The sequence below is a fragment of the Duganella sp. CF458 genome (assembly GCF_900113115.1).
Taxonomy (GTDB): Bacteria; Pseudomonadota; Gammaproteobacteria; order Burkholderiales; family Burkholderiaceae_D; genus Rugamonas.
Genome location: NZ_FOOF01000008.1, coordinates 106,420 through 120,326, shown reverse-complemented (window position 1 = coordinate 120,326; position 13,907 = coordinate 106,420). Strand labels below are relative to the sequence as shown.

The 13,907-nt window shown below is 62.5% G+C and carries 10 protein-coding genes; all 10 read right to left on the bottom strand.

Annotated features, from left to right (window positions below):
* Position 1: 1 nt before the first annotated feature.
* Genes BM269_RS13930 through tssF form a run of 10 tightly spaced genes read right to left on the bottom strand, consistent with a single transcriptional unit; the run spans position 2 to position 13,906 of the window.
* Positions 2-1,291, bottom strand: coding sequence for a TIGR02270 family protein (locus tag BM269_RS13930; protein WP_211482695.1), 1,290 nt, complete (start codon positions 1,289-1,291; stop codon positions 2-4).
* Between the two features lies 1 nt (position 1,292).
* Positions 1,293-2,177, bottom strand: coding sequence for a beta propeller repeat protein (locus BM269_RS13925; RefSeq protein ID WP_229204646.1), 885 nt, complete (start codon positions 2,175-2,177; stop codon positions 1,293-1,295).
* A gap of 18 nt (positions 2,178-2,195) precedes the next feature.
* Entirely contained in the window at positions 2,196-3,323 is a 1,128-nt protein-coding gene (locus BM269_RS13920) for a PAAR-like domain-containing protein (RefSeq protein ID WP_090437617.1), read from the bottom strand.
* A gap of 1 nt (position 3,324) precedes the next feature.
* Complete coding sequence (locus BM269_RS13915) at positions 3,325-4,359, bottom strand: 3-oxoacyl-ACP synthase (RefSeq protein WP_090437616.1); 1,035 nt, start codon at positions 4,357-4,359, stop codon at positions 3,325-3,327.
* Positions 4,359-5,474, bottom strand: coding sequence for a DUF2169 family type VI secretion system accessory protein (locus tag BM269_RS13910; RefSeq protein WP_090437615.1), 1,116 nt, complete (start codon positions 5,472-5,474; stop codon positions 4,359-4,361). Before BM269_RS13910 ends, BM269_RS13915 begins: the two co-directional genes overlap by 1 nt.
* A gap of 11 nt (positions 5,475-5,485) precedes the next feature.
* Positions 5,486-5,989, bottom strand: coding sequence for a DUF6484 domain-containing protein (locus BM269_RS13905; protein WP_090437614.1), 504 nt, complete (start codon positions 5,987-5,989; stop codon positions 5,486-5,488).
* Between the two features lie 34 nt (positions 5,990-6,023).
* A complete protein-coding gene (locus BM269_RS13900; protein WP_090437613.1) occupies positions 6,024-8,312 on the bottom strand; it encodes a type VI secretion system Vgr family protein in 2,289 nt (762 codons plus the stop codon).
* A gap of 14 nt (positions 8,313-8,326) precedes the next feature.
* Complete coding sequence (gene tssH / locus BM269_RS13895; protein WP_090437612.1) at positions 8,327-11,008, bottom strand: type VI secretion system ATPase TssH; 2,682 nt, start codon at positions 11,006-11,008, stop codon at positions 8,327-8,329.
* Entirely contained in the window at positions 11,001-12,056 is a 1,056-nt protein-coding gene (gene tssG / locus BM269_RS13890) for a type VI secretion system baseplate subunit TssG (RefSeq protein ID WP_090437953.1), read from the bottom strand. Before tssG ends, tssH begins: the two co-directional genes overlap by 8 nt.
* Positions 12,032-13,906, bottom strand: a complete 1,875-nt coding sequence (gene tssF, locus BM269_RS13885) for a type VI secretion system baseplate subunit TssF (RefSeq protein WP_090437611.1) — start codon at positions 13,904-13,906, stop codon at positions 12,032-12,034. The genes tssG and tssF overlap by 25 nt, the downstream gene beginning before the upstream one ends.
* Position 13,907: the final 1 nt, after the last annotated feature.

Here is a 13,907-nt window from a genome sequence, read left to right as displayed (position 1 = left end):
CTCAATCCATCCTGGCGAGCCAACGTTCCTGCCGCCACGCCGGAGCATCGGTAGGAAAAAGCGGCGTCCCAGGCCGCAACAGGCAAAGATATTCCGCCGCCGCCTTGCGTTGCCTTTGACAGCCCTCGCGCAGCACCTTGCTGGCTTGGGCGAGCGTTACCGGCTGGCCCAGGAAATAGCGGACGCCCGTTGCGAAACGAACTTGTTCCTCTTGCCACCAGGACTGCAACTTCACCCGGTCTGGCCATGGCAGGCCATCGTCTTCGTCCATCTCGACGTCGTCATCGCCGGGATCGTCGTTTGGACCGGCCGCAATGTTTTCCGGCGGTTTGCCGTCGTAGTCCAGCAAGGCCAGGTCCAGGCCGGCGATCGTGGCGACAGCCTCTCCGGCCAGCCGCGCCAAGTTCCGGTCTTGCATCTGCGTCAGGAGCCACGGGATATAGCTGGCATCTCCCGCCATGCCAGCGCCCTGAATCAGCAAGCGGTCGCGCAGCGGTTGGGAAGCCAGTTCCCTCAAAAGCAAGTTTGCCTGGGCCGGATCGATCATCTTCAGTATCAGACGCAGCGCGCGGGCCTGGCGCGGCCCCGCTTGCAGCACACTGTGTTTTAGAATTGCCGTGGCGCCCTCGCGTTCTCCCAGTAACGCTGCTGACCAGGCTGCCTCGAAGCGGCAGTTTGGGTCACCGTCGTCCATTGCCTTCGAACATTCGCCCAGCAAGTCGCGCCGACCGGCCTGTCCGGCGACGCGCAGCGCACATGCGCGCAAGGCCACATCAGCGTCACCCAGGGCCGCGTCCAGCGCACGCCCTGGATCGACTTGATGCATGGCACACGCGGCAATGCCGACTTGCCGATGAAATGGGCTGGACGAAGCGAACAAACTGCTGATGGTGCCTTGCAAGAATTGCGCTGAGACCCAGGCGAAGGCGAGATGCAGGCCGCTCCGGCATTCCGGCATCGCCTCGGCGAGCGCCAACAGTTTTCCCAGCCTGGCCGCGTTCCTGGTTTCAATCGCCATCACTGTCGCGGCAAACAATTCCCCTGGACCCGCCTGCGCCAGCCCTGCTTCGCAGTGGAACCAGCCGGCCTCGCCCGCTACCGAGAGCCCGTCCAGATGCGCAGCGATCCTGTCGTCGATACGGCGCAAATGGCGCAAGCTGTTCTGGGCTGACTGAGCAAATACGCCACGCTGCTGGCCAAGCATGGCGGCTTCCTGCGCATGGCGGCCGACGATTGAAGCGATCGAACGCCCCCTTGTGGGCAGCGGCATACCGGTGTCCAGGATGTGCATATCAGGTGTATTTCTTCCATTGTTTGCCGTCAAAGGAAACCACATCCTTCTGTCCTATGGACCATAGAACGTCTTCCGCCGTGGACAGGCTGTAGCAACTGACTGGGCCAATCCTGCCCATATCCACTGCCTGCAGGGTATTGCCATTGAGCGTGTACAACGCTTGCATGGTAGCCACGTAGAGCTTGTCCCGGTACCAACACAAGTCCCATAGGTCGGCACTGACTTCATCCTCCCACTGCACGGTGTCCCATACATCATGCCGGCCTTTGACGAGCACGCCTCGCTGCCCGGCAATATAAGCCTGGCCGTCGCCCGCACAACAGACGGCGGACAAGATCACGTTGCTGGGGCTGCACTGTTCTGTCCAGTTGCTGCCATCGAATGTCCAGATCTCGCCGCCCCATCCCGCGGCATAGATTTCCTGCTCCGTAAAGCCGTCCAACGCTTCAAAACCAAGCTCTTCAAGGTCCTTGGCGCGCGGGGCGCTGATATCGATCCATTGTGCTTCCCCCGCGCGCCGATAGACTTGCCGCTTCATGCCGCAGGCGTAAACGTGGCCGTCAATCGTCCTGGCGTTGCGGATCATGACCGGCTCCGGCATGATCGTTTCCTCAGCAGACTTGCCGCCGACATAGGTTGCGACGTCGCCCTCCTCGCCAATGAGGACGAGCTTTTCCTGCGGTTGGCGCGCCACTGCAATGGCGGTGGAGTTCCATCCTCCGTCGACCGCGTCACCCCACTGGCCACGGTAGATGCCGAGCACACTGGCGTGGGCGATATCCCGTTTCAATAAATTCCTGTCTTTGGTGACGATGTACACCAAGTCGCGCAACCTGGCGGCGCCCCTGATGAATTCACGCGTTTCCAGCACTTCCTTGCTCATCTTTGGTCTCCTGTCGGATTAAGGTACTGTGCTGCCGATTCGTTTCAATTCGTCTTTGATGGTATTCTGCAAATCATTGAACGTTGACAGGTCAGTTTTGCCGCACGGCGAATATCTCACGTCCTTGGACTGGTCTCCCAAGCCTTCGTGCCCTTCTCTCAGCTGCGCCGCCAGGCAGCCGCGCGAGCAATGCGGCGCCACCGCCCTCACGCCCCGCACACAATGCGCGAGTTCCGCGTTGAAAGAACGGTGAGTGTGTTTCGCGATCCCGGCAGTTGTTTTATGGTGCGCGTGCCGCAGCCCGTGTGAACCGGTAGCATTTCCTCCTTCGGTACACATGCAGGGCGCAGGGTCCTCTTTGTATTTTTCCCACCCGGGCATTCTGGTGCCTTTACTCCATGAGTCCTTGCAAAAGGAACTTTTCGGGACAATGTGGTCGGGGGTCTGCGCTGGGCAACAGCCATTGATGCCGTCGTCCGTCCCGTTGTAAGGGACCAGCCGGCATCGGCGCGCCGCGATGCAAGGATTTTCGGTGGCGCTCTTCGAACGCGCAGCGATCACGGTCTTGTCATAGCTGAACTGTTGATCCAGCCCCGCCTCCACGCAGGCATCTTTTCCCGGCCCGCCAACTTCCTTCCGATATCCAGCGCAAGCAGCCTTCTCACGATCCATATCTTTCTTGCAACGCTTGCCGACTCTGGCGCTGGTGGCCGAGTCGACGAATGGCCAGGGAATCGATTCGTTGGCGGTCGGGCTGCCGTGATTGTTGGTCGTATTGTCCAGGTGGCGAACGGCGTTTTCCCCTTCCAGCTTGACATCCATCGACCAGTTGATGAAGTACACCTTGCCCTTGTTGGTGCTGGAAACCACGCCCTTCTTGGCTGCGCAGCCAGCTTCGTCGCCGGTCGAGGTCTTGAAGTAGGACTTGTTCTTCAACATGACCTCCTGGCCCGAAATCCGAACGCTTCGGCTGCCTTCGGTGGTATCCGATGCCAAGGCCGTGTTCGGGTAAGGCACCGGCACGCCAGGCGGCGTGGCGGGATTTTCGGGCGGCGTCATGCAAACGTCCGGCGTGGCGCAGATTGTCTTGCCGGCGCCGGCCTTGCATGCCAGCTCACGGCCGTTGGCGAACACCTTGTTACTCATTTCACCCTGCTCCGCTATCCCATGAAAAAATCATCGATGCGCGTTTGCCATCATCGTTGCCAAGATGCAGCAGCACATTGCTTCCCTTGGCATAGGCTTTCTCAAAAGCGCTCTTCAGCACTGCGATCATGACCAGGCCGATCGGTGCGCCAATTTCGCCGATGCAGTCGGCGGGGTGCCACACGTCGAACTCCGTGCGCTTGGTGCGGTCAATGCGGCCGAACGCCAAGGTGGCCTCCTTGAAAGCATATTGGCCGCCCGACGCGTCGATGATCTTGAAGCCAAGTACGCTCTCGCCGCAGCCCGCGTCGGCCAGTGACTGCTGGATGGCGGCGGTCAATCCGTTGGCCCGCAAGGGCAAGTCGGAATGGATGTGCGCAGGTTCGACTGCAAATCCAATGCCGCGGCAAAGCAGTTGCGGGCCAGCTGATTGGCCGGGTGCTTCGATCAGCAAGGCACCCGCGCCTTCGCCAGGAATGAAGCCGTCGGAATGTGCGCTGGTGAGAAGGCGCTCGTGTTCTTCCAGATGGCTTAAGGTCTTGCCAACCAGCAGACTGTCGCTGGCTGCCACCAGCACCCTGCGAATGCCATCGCTTTTCACCAGCGTGCGCGCGCAATCGAGGGCGCTGGCGAGCGCGACGTGGCCATCTGGGAACACGCGGGACATGGGATGAAACTTCAGGTTCAGCGCGCTTTCCAACGCAAGGAGGAATGTCGCGTCGTCGCGTACAATGCGGCCGGGCCTGTCGGTCTCGGCCAAACACAAGAGCAACGGTATGTGCTGGCAGGACTGGCGCGTCGCACCACCGAGGCATTCGGCGATTGCCATCGCCGCCATTTCCACCAGCCGCCGCTCACCGCGCCAGGACTCGGCGAATGGTACTTCGCAGCCCATTAGCCACTCACCATACTGGTCCTGGAATCTGGTTTCCCGGAAATTGTCGATCGCGCTCCGGATGGCGGCGCAGTTCGACCCGGCGTCGAAGCCCACCCCTGTCACCAGTCCGATTCGCCCAATTGCAATGGGATCAGGCATCAGCTCGCCCCGTCAAGTACGGCGCCGCGCTTGTTCAGCACAAGATCGCCGAGTGATGGATACCATTCCTTGCCGAGCTCGCGCGCCCGCCACCAGCCGCGCGGCATCCGCCCTACCAGCACTTGCGGTATCTCGAACATATCTTTTTTAAGTGCGATGCGGGCGCGCCACGTCAACGTCAGCAGGTCTTCGCCGGGCCGCAGTACGATGGTGTCGGCAACCGCCAGGGTTTCATGCCGCGCACCGTCTTTGCGGAAGAACACCACCGGCACGTCAAGTGCCGGCAAGCGAAACACGCTGCGTCCGCGCGAGGTCAGGTTCAACAACACTACTTCCTCACCGCCACTTGGATAGGGCATTTGCTGGTCCATGGGCGCGGCCTGGTAAAACGCTTCATTGAAGTCGCTTGGCAGGAAGGGAAAGGTATGGTCTATCCAATCCTGGTCATACGTCCCCGCTAAAGGCCGTCGCCCGTCCCATCCGCGCCCGACCGGGCCTAGCGACATGGGCATATAGTCGCCGTCCGGTACGCGGACCGGCCGATTCAGTTCCTCGGTTTCCGGCAACGGCGCCCCATCGACAAACCTGCTTTGCGCCTGCTTGTGCCAGCCGCGCCCAACCGGATTGAGAGTGAACGCTGCATGCAAGGCCGGATCGTCGTGGTATTGATTGCACCCGCCAAAGGCCGTATCGTAGGAGATCGGCTTCGTCACGAAAGGCAGGGGTGGCGTCACCTTGACGTTGAACATGCCGAGCTCCCAGCGGCGCTGGCCCACCACCGCAAAACTCTTGTGCCAGTCGCCGACGCGCAGGCCAACCGGAACCCGCAGTGCAGGACGGCCCTCCGGGGCGTACGCACTACCAGTCAACAACACATCGCAAAGCCGCTTGTGCGGCGCGAAATCGGCCTCGTCGAGCGGCGCGGTCAGGCCGGGCGCGCCGGTAAACGTGTCGGCCATGATGAGCGGGACCTGTTCCTCATGCAAGCGGGCCACGGTTCCGTCGTGCGGCAGGGTAAAGGTACCCTTGACCACTACCACCAGCGATTCCCGCCCCGAGGGTTCGGTGCCCATCGTATAGCCTGCTACCATGTCTGTGGCATTGATCACTTCCATCACATTCCGTCTCAGTTCAGGTGAACCGAGCCGCCTTTGACATGGTTCGCGCCCGATGAGCGGCTCAGGATATAGCTGCCGCGGATCAGCACCTTGCCGGCGCGGGTCAACGTGATGCTCGCCTTACCACAGCGCAAGACCAGTTCCTCCTTGGCCGACACAATCAGGCGTTCCCCATCCGCATCGACTTCGACCTGGCCCGGCTGCTCATCGAGCGGCCAGCCCTCGCTGCCGCGCAGCAGTCCCATGATGATCGGTTGCGCCGGATCGCCTGCGGCAAACACCAGGACCACTTCGCTTCCCACCTGGTGGGCGCGCAAGTCGATCACCGATCGGGCGCGCATGGCGGCACTTCCAGCTTGCCCTGGATAGAGCACCAAGGGCGTGCGCCCGTCGTCCGCCATGCCGATCAGCTCTCCTATCACCACGCCTGCCTGGGGCCGGAGCGCATGCGCTCCGGATGCCCCGCTTTCGCGCGCCATCAATTCGCCGGCAATCACGTCCCTGCCACTCATATTCAACCTCCGTACCGGATAGTTAGCCTGCCTGTCAGTTCTGCAAAATCTTCGATCCCTTCATCACGATATCGCTGGTTGCCTTGGCGTTGATCTTGCCCGAACCTTCGACCGTGATGTTTTTTCCTTTGATGTGAACCGTTCCATCCTTATGCATGGTGATGCTGGAATTGCCGGTCTTGATCGTGATGGTTTCGCCGGCTTCGATGACCAGGTTCTTGCCAACGTTCAGTGCGTCGTCATCCCCGACCGACGTCGCGCGCGCATTCTTGATGGTGCTCGTTTGCGATCCGCCGACGCTCTCGCTCATGTTCGCGCCTACATCCAGGCTCTGGTTGGCGCCCACGTCGACCGACTGGTTGATGCCAACGTTTACCATCTGGTTGGCGCCGACCGTTACCATTTGCATGGCACCGATCGTTACTTCCTGCGCGGCGCCGACAGTGATCGTTTCGTTGATGCCCACGGTGTGCGTGCGTTGAGCAGCCACCGTCGCCGTCTCACAAGAGCCGACCGTGATGGTGCGATTCGAGCCGATGGTGATCGTCTCGTTAGTCCCAACATTCTCGGTGCGGTTCGCGCCTATCATGATCGTTTCGTTGACGCCGACCGACTCGGTCCGGTTCGCGCCGATGGCAATCTTCTCGTTGCTCCCCACCTGCTCAGTGCGGTCGACGCCGACTGTGATCGTCTCATTGTTCCCGACGGTTTCGGTACGGTCATGCTTTACTTCGGTCGTCTCGTCGTTGTCGACCGTCTTGCGGCGGTCATGTCCGACAAAATGGGTCTCGTCGTTCTCGACCTCGATATCCTGGTTCTTTTCAGCGTGCAGGTAGACCTGCTCCGCGCCCTTCTTGTCCTCGAAGCGCAGCTCGTTCGCATTGGCACCCGTGCCGGACTTGGAGGACCGGCTCAGGATCCCGGTCTGGGTCATATTGGCCGGCAAGGCATAGGGCGGCATCTGCTCGGCGTTGTACACCCGGCCGGTGATGATCGGACGGTCCGGATCGCCTTCCAGGAAATCGACCACCACCTCTTGGCCGATACGCGGGATCGAAACCATGCCCCAGTTCTTGCCGGCCCAGGGATGCGAGGGACGGATCCAGCACGAGCTGTTCTCGTTCTTTTTGCCGTAGCGGTCCCAGTGGAACTGTACTTTCACACGGCCGTACTTATCGGTGTAGATCTCGTCGCCGGACGGGCCCACCACAATCGCGGTTTGCGGCCCCTGCACGAAGGGCTTGGGCGTGCTGCGCTGGGGGCGGAATTGCTGGCGGCTGGCGAGCGCGGTGAAACTGCAGTGATAGCTGGCACCGGGAGCGGCTGCATCCTGGGTTTCGTAGGCGTTGTATTCCAGCTGGTGGACGGCGGCCGACACCAGATACTCGCGATTCTGGTCGGCGCGCGCCTGGCCGGTCAGCTTGAATACATGTCCGACACTCAGGCCGCGCGCATTGGTGTCGCCGCGTGCCAGTTCAAAGCCGCTTTGCAACTCATCGATCCTGGCCTGCACGTAGCGATTGCCGTCCGCCGCCTGCACGTAACACCCGGGATAGTCATAGATTTCGTAGTCGGCCAGCACATGTTCACGCGTCACCTTGGTTTTCACCGCCAGGTCCACCGCCGGCCGTTCGAAATCGAAATCCGTGATCACGCAGTGACCAGGATGAATTTCCCGGGCATAGCGCCATTGCTTGACGTACTCCTGTTCGGGACGCACTACCCGGTCGGAATCGATGAATGGCAGCGTGTCGCAGCCGGCGGCCGGCTCGTGGGCGCTGTAGGCATCGACCAGCACCAGCGTATGGCGCCCTTCCGCATGCGTGAAATAATAGTAAATCCCTTCGTTCTCCATCAAGCGGCTGACGAAATTGAAGTCGGTCTCGCGGTATTGAACGCAGTAGTTCCATTTATGGTAGCTGTCGCTCAAGTTGCTCTTGACGTCCGCCACCGAATGATCGTTGAACACCTGCTTGATGATGTCGGGAACCGTCATGTCCTGGAAAATGCGGCAATCGGCCGTCCGGCTCAGGAACCAGAGCCAGGGCCGCACCATGGCGCGGTAGACATGGTAGCGGCCCGACATTCCGGACTGGGCAAAGCGCGTCACGTAGCCGTTGAAATGGCGCACGCCATCGCCCTGCATTTCCAGTTTCACCGTCACGTTCTTGCCCAATATCTGGTCGAGATTGATGTCGCCCTGTTCGCTTAGTAGATCCAATTCGAACTCGCTCAGGCGCGACAACTCCTCGCTCGCATGCATGCGATGGAAGAGCAGTACGTCTTGCCCTAATGGCGTTACGATCTCGATCGCCCTGCGCATTCGGCACTCCCGGCTCAGTCGAAGCGATAGTCAAATTCCCCGTCCCGTACGGAGACCGCGATGCGGGCGATCCGCCCTTCCCCGATGCTGCGCGACAGCAGTTCGGCGCTGATCCTTGGCAGCATGGTGTTGGTCAATATCGCGTCGACCACGCGTGCCCCGCTTTCCAGTTCGTTGCAGCGCGCCGCGATCAATCGTGGCACCTCTTCGTCGTAGCTGAAAGCGATGCTGTGCTGTTCGGCTATGCGCTGGCCAATGCGATCGAGCTGCAGGCGGATGATATTGCCCAGCATGGCCTCCGACAGCGGCGCGTAAGGCACCACCACCAGTCGCCCGAGCAGGGCTGCCGGAAACACCTTCAGCAGCGGTTCGCGCAGGGCCTTGGCAATGCCATCCGCGGCCGGCAGCAATTCGGGATCCTTGTAAAGCTGCATCAACAATTCCGAACCGACGTTGGAAGTCAGCAGGATCAAGGTGTTCTTGAAGTCGATGTGGCGCCCTTCGGCATCCTCCATCCATCCCTTGTCGAAGACCTGGAAGAAAATCTCGTGCACATCGGGGTGCGCCTTTTCCACCTCGTCCAGCAGAACCACGCTGTACGGCTTGCGGCGTACCGCCTCGGTCAGCAGGCCGCCTTCGCCATAGCCGACATAGCCCGGCGGCGAACCTTTCAGGGTCGACACGGAATGGGCTTCCTGGAATTCGCTCATATTGATCGTAATGATGTTTTGCTCGCCGCCGTACAACGCCTCGGCCAGGGCCAGGCCCGTTTCCGTTTTACCGACACCGGATGGGCCGCACAGCAGGAACACGCCGATCGGCCGCTCTGGGTTATCGAGTTTGGCGCGGGAGGTTTGCACCCTGCGCGCGATGGTATCCAGGCCTTCCCGCTGGCCCACGACCCGCTGGTTCAGCGTATCGGCCAGTTTGAGCACCGCCTCCACTTCGTTCGCGACCATGCGTCCGAGCGGAATGCCGGTCCAATCGGCGGCCACCGACGCCACCGCCTGGGCATCGACGGCAGGCAGGATCAGGGGAGCTTCGCCCTGCAATCCGGCCAGTTGCTGCTGCAGCGCATGCAATCGGTCCAGAGCGGCTGCGCGGCCACCACCGCCTTGGGCATGCTCCGCCTGACCATCCACCGCAGTGCCGCCGGCGCGCAGCGTGGCCCTTAGCGCAAGGATCTCGTCGACCAGGCCTTTCTCCACCTGCCAGCGCGTCTGCAAGCCATCGAGGCGGTCGCGCTCTTCCCGCAGCTTCTGCTGCGCGCTAGCGCGCCGTTCCACCGCATCGAGGCCGATCGCCTGCTCCCGGCCGATGATGTCGAGCTCCGTTTCGAGGGCCTCGATGCGCCGCCGGCTGTCCTCCACGCCGGCCGGCGTGCCATGCTGGCTGATGGCCACACGCGCGCAGCTCGTATCGAGCAGGCTGATGGCCTTGTCCGGCAGCTGCCGTGCCGGAATGTAGCGGCGCGACAAGCGCACCGCGGCGTCGATTGCTTCGTCCAGCAGCTGGATGCGGTGATGTCTTTCCAGGGCGCCGGCCAGGCCGCGCACCATGAGAATGGCCTTTTCCTCATCCGGCTCTTCGACCTGGACCACCTGGAAGCGCCGCGTCAGCGCCGGATCCTTCTCGATGTATTTCTTGTACTCCGCCCACGTGGTCGCACCGATGGTGCGCAAGCTGCCGCGCGCCAACGCCGGTTTCAACAGGTTGGCGGCATCGCCGGTTCCCACCGCGCCGCCGGCGCCGACCAGGGTGTGCGCCTCGTCGATGAACAGGATGATCGGCCTGGTCGAAGCCTGGACTTCATCGATCACCTGGCGCAGGCGGTTCTCGAATTCACCCTTCATGCTGGCGCCGGCCTGCAACAGGCCAATGTCGAGCATCAGCAGCGATACATCCCGCAGCGGCGGTGGCACGTCGCCGCTGGCGATGCGCGCCGCAAAGCCTTCCACCACAGCGGTCTTGCCGACGCCGGCCTCGCCGGTCAGTATCGGATTGTTCTGCCGGCGGCGCATCAGGATGTCGATGATCTGGCGCACTTCAGCGTCGCGGCCCGTGACCGGATCGATCTCCCCTTGGCGGGCACGCTCGGTCAGGTCCACCGCAAAGCGCTTCAATGCGTCCTGTTTTCCCAGTTGCGCCGGTGCCATGGCCCCGCTGGACTCACCGGGCGCCGCACCCAGGCCGCTGCCGTCGCTGGCCAGCAGCTGCTGTTCCGGGGAGCCGGCAACAATCGCGGCGAAATCTTCGGTCAGGCTGTCCAGCTTGATGCGCTCGAACTGGACCGAAATATGCAACAGCGCGTTGCGCAGCGACGGCGTTTTCAAGATCCCCACCGCCAGGTAGCCGCTGCGCACGCGAGATTCGCCGAACATCAGGGTTGCATACACCCAGGCCCGCTCGACCGCATGCTCGATATGCATCGACAAGTCGGAAATGGAGGTCGAGCCCCGCGGCAGGTGGTCGAGGGCGGCCGTCATGTCGGCCGCCAGCCGCGATGCGTCCAGTTCAAAGTGGCGCACGATCCGGTGCAGGTCGGAGTCCGCTTCCTGCAGTATCTGTTGCAGCCAATGTTCCATTTCGACGTAGGGATTCCCGCGCAACTTGCACAGCACTGTCGCGCCCTCGATCGCCTTGTACGCCAGGCTGTTCAACTTCCCAAACAATGCAATCCGGCTGATCTCACCCATGGCGTTTTCCTTTTGACGATAGGCCCGCCTGCAGCCGCTCCGGGTCCAGCACCAGGTCCCGCGCATCCTGCTGACGTTCCCGGGTACCGAGCCAGGTGCTCCAGCCCAGGCGTTGGTGCTTCCCCAGCCGCGCGGCAGGAACCTGCTCGCGCTTGAGCAACAGGCGCACATCCCAATCCAGTTCGAGGCAGAGATACTGGCGCACCCAGGACACCAGCTTGCTCAGCGCCGGTCCCCCCGGCAGGAACTGTTCCAGCTGCGCCAGATCCAATGGACCAAGGCAAAGCCGGAACTTGTATTGCCGGTCCCATACGCGGCGGCCCAGCACCGCACCCTGCCCCACTGCCGCCTGCAGCGGCACGCGGCGCCCGCCCAGGCGGGTGCGCTCTTCGACCGGCAGTGCAAGCCAGTGGCCGACATAGGGCTCCAACGTCACAGGCACCCGGAAATAGCCGCTCAGCAGGGCCACCAGGCCATCGCTGTTGCGGATCTGGCGCGACAGCAGCCCGGCATAGAACAGCTTGGCGTTATCCTGTACGGCATCGCGCTCGCGCAAGCTGGCATCGCCCAGGCCGCACAGGGCGCCGACGTACAGCGAGAAGCGGTCGTCCCTGGGCCGGTCCAGGCTGACTGTCGGTTGCGCTTGCGCCCAGGCACGGTAGAACAGCGCCAGGAAGCGGTGGTGGAACAAGTCCAGGAAGCGCGTCAGCGCAAGGTCTCCCGCATGCTGTTCACGGCTGCGTGCGAACTCGGTCAGGTGCAGGGGCAGCGGCCCGTTGGGCCCGAGCAGCCCGAAAAAGCGCACCGCCAGCCGGGGTGCCGGCGCACCAGGCGCAAGACCGAAGGACGACAAGGTGGCCGGCGCAAAGTCCATGGCCGCTTCCTGCGCCAGGCGCAACGGCTCATCGGCCGGCCGCAGCGCCTGGCCGATGCGCGGCAATTGCGGGAACAGGCATTCGACGCGGCGCAAGGCCTGGAAGAAGTCGTGCCGGTACGGCGCAGTCTCCAGCGCCTGGAAATAGGTCAGATGATCAAGCCGGTCCCGCATCTGGGCTCCCAATGCATGATGTCACCGCGCCCGCTCGAGCGCAGCACGGTTTCGGCGAAGGAATTGATCGATACGTAGCGAGCGAAGAACTGCTCCATGACGCTGCCGAACAGGAACGCGCTGCCGCCCTGGAAGCCCATCTCGTCGACCTCCAGCTCGATCCGCAATCCGCGTCCGAATGAAATCGGACCTGCGCCACGCAGCCGGCGCACCACCGGCGCCGCCCGCACGGCTTGCAGCGCATCGATCTGGCGTTGCAGGCTGCCGCCCGTCGCGCTGGCGTACAGGGCCAGCATCTGGCGCAAGGCCTGCGCCCCTTCCCCCTCGTCAGTGTTCAGCAGCGACAGGTAGTTCAGCGACAAATGGCTGATGAAACGCCAGGCCGCCGCGCCTTCCCAAACCGGGGAGTAAGGCTTCGACGGTCCCTTGGCGCAACGAATCCCGGCAACCGGTGCCGCATGGTCCAGCACAAAGTCGGAAGCGCCCATGCCGAGGGGCAGGTGCAGCGGGAGATCGCGGTTGGTACACAAGGTCGTGATGGAGAGCTGGCGCAAATCGTGGCGATATGGCGCTTCGTCCGGATCGACCAGCGAGATGAAGACTTCGCTGCCGACATAGTTCGAGCGGAATCCAGTCCTTTTCTGCGTTTCCGACAAGACGCGCGGCTCGCGCTGGGTGGTGAAGTAAGCGTTATGCCGCCGGCCCTCCGCATGATAGGCCGCGTAGAACGGTGCGAAGCTGCGCTCGCTGTCGCTACCGACGCCATGGCCCGTCACGCTGGTCACCTCGTAGACTTCATAATCCATGGGCCGGGTGCGGTCGGCCACCACATGGTAGTCGTGGCTGCCATCGCTCAGGTGCACACGGTCGGCCCGCTTGGGAAACAGGTTGATGGCCGGCGCACAGAACAGGGAGAAATGGGAGGCATCGACCACGTTTTCCAGCCCGGCATCGCCGCGCTCGAACAGCAGCACCAGTTCCAGCTCCTGGCCCGCGTGCCGGCGCACGGCCGGCCCCAGCCCGTGCAGGTCGACGAACAGAAAACGCTGTGGAAAGGCGAAGTATTCCTGCAGCAAGCGATAACCCTGGAAGGAGCGTAAGCTGGCCGGCAACAACGCCTCCTCATCGCTGTAGCCCAGCGGCCGCACATGGGCCGCCGGAAGAAACGCATGCCAGGACCATGGATGCCCTGCAGGTGCGGCCAGCACCCCCACGCAAGAGCCGAGGCACAGCTCATGCAGCTTGTAGGCGACGTCGTCGCCGCCGGACAGGTAGATGGGCAGATGCTCAAGCCGCAATTGCTGGAATGGCAGCCCGGCGGTAGTCCTCAGCCGCAGCCGGACGCCGCCTTTGATGCGCTGTGCGACCGGCAGCGACGACAGTGGCAGTTCCGGCGCAAACGAAAAATAGCTGGCCGATGCTACTTCGATCGGCCACAGCGCAACATCGTGCGCTGTACGGAACTCGCAGGCGACATGGTCGCCATTGCCCGTTGCACCACGCAGGATGCTGCCGCGGGCGATACGCACGCCCTGCGCCAGGTTGGTGTCGTCCGGCTGGGGCCGGAACTGCCCCATCAGCATGGCGGGCGTGGGCGCCAGGAAGTTGGGATAGACGATTTCCTGCAAGCGGCGGGTAAAGCGTGGAAACTCGGCATCGAGCTTGAGCTGTACCCGCGCCGCCATGAATCCTACCCCTTCAAGCAGGCGCTCCACATAAGGGTCGCTGACTTCGATTCCATCCATGCCCAGCCTGGCGGCGATCTTGGGGAATTGCCGCGAGAATTCCGCACCCATTTCACGCAGGTGCTGCAGTTCTTGGTTGTAGTGGCGTAGCAGGCGGGGATCCATT

Excerpts from the sequence above, each read along its gene's own strand:
- BM269_RS13930 (WP_211482695.1), bottom strand. The coding sequence starts at position 1,291 with ATGCACATCCTGGACACCGGTATGCCGCTGCCCACAAGGGGGCGTTCG.
- BM269_RS13925 (WP_229204646.1), bottom strand. The coding sequence starts at position 2,177 with ATGAGCAAGGAAGTGCTGGAAACGCGTGAATTCATCAGGGGCGCCGCC.
- BM269_RS13920 (WP_090437617.1), bottom strand. The coding sequence starts at position 3,323 with ATGAGTAACAAGGTGTTCGCCAACGGCCGTGAGCTGGCATGCAAGGCC.
- BM269_RS13915 (WP_090437616.1), bottom strand. The coding sequence starts at position 4,359 with ATGCCTGATCCCATTGCAATTGGGCGAATCGGACTGGTGACAGGGGTG.
- BM269_RS13910 (WP_090437615.1), bottom strand. The coding sequence starts at position 5,474 with ATGGAAGTGATCAATGCCACAGACATGGTAGCAGGCTATACGATGGGC.
- BM269_RS13905 (WP_090437614.1), bottom strand. The coding sequence starts at position 5,989 with ATGAGTGGCAGGGACGTGATTGCCGGCGAATTGATGGCGCGCGAAAGC.
- BM269_RS13900 (WP_090437613.1), bottom strand. The coding sequence starts at position 8,312 with ATGCGCAGGGCGATCGAGATCGTAACGCCATTAGGGCAAGACGTACTG.
- tssH (WP_090437612.1), bottom strand. The coding sequence starts at position 11,008 with ATGGGTGAGATCAGCCGGATTGCATTGTTTGGGAAGTTGAACAGCCTG.
- tssG (WP_090437953.1), bottom strand. The coding sequence starts at position 12,056 with ATGCGGGACCGGCTTGATCATCTGACCTATTTCCAGGCGCTGGAGACT.
- tssF (WP_090437611.1), bottom strand. The coding sequence starts at position 13,906 with ATGGATCCCCGCCTGCTACGCCACTACAACCAAGAACTGCAGCACCTG.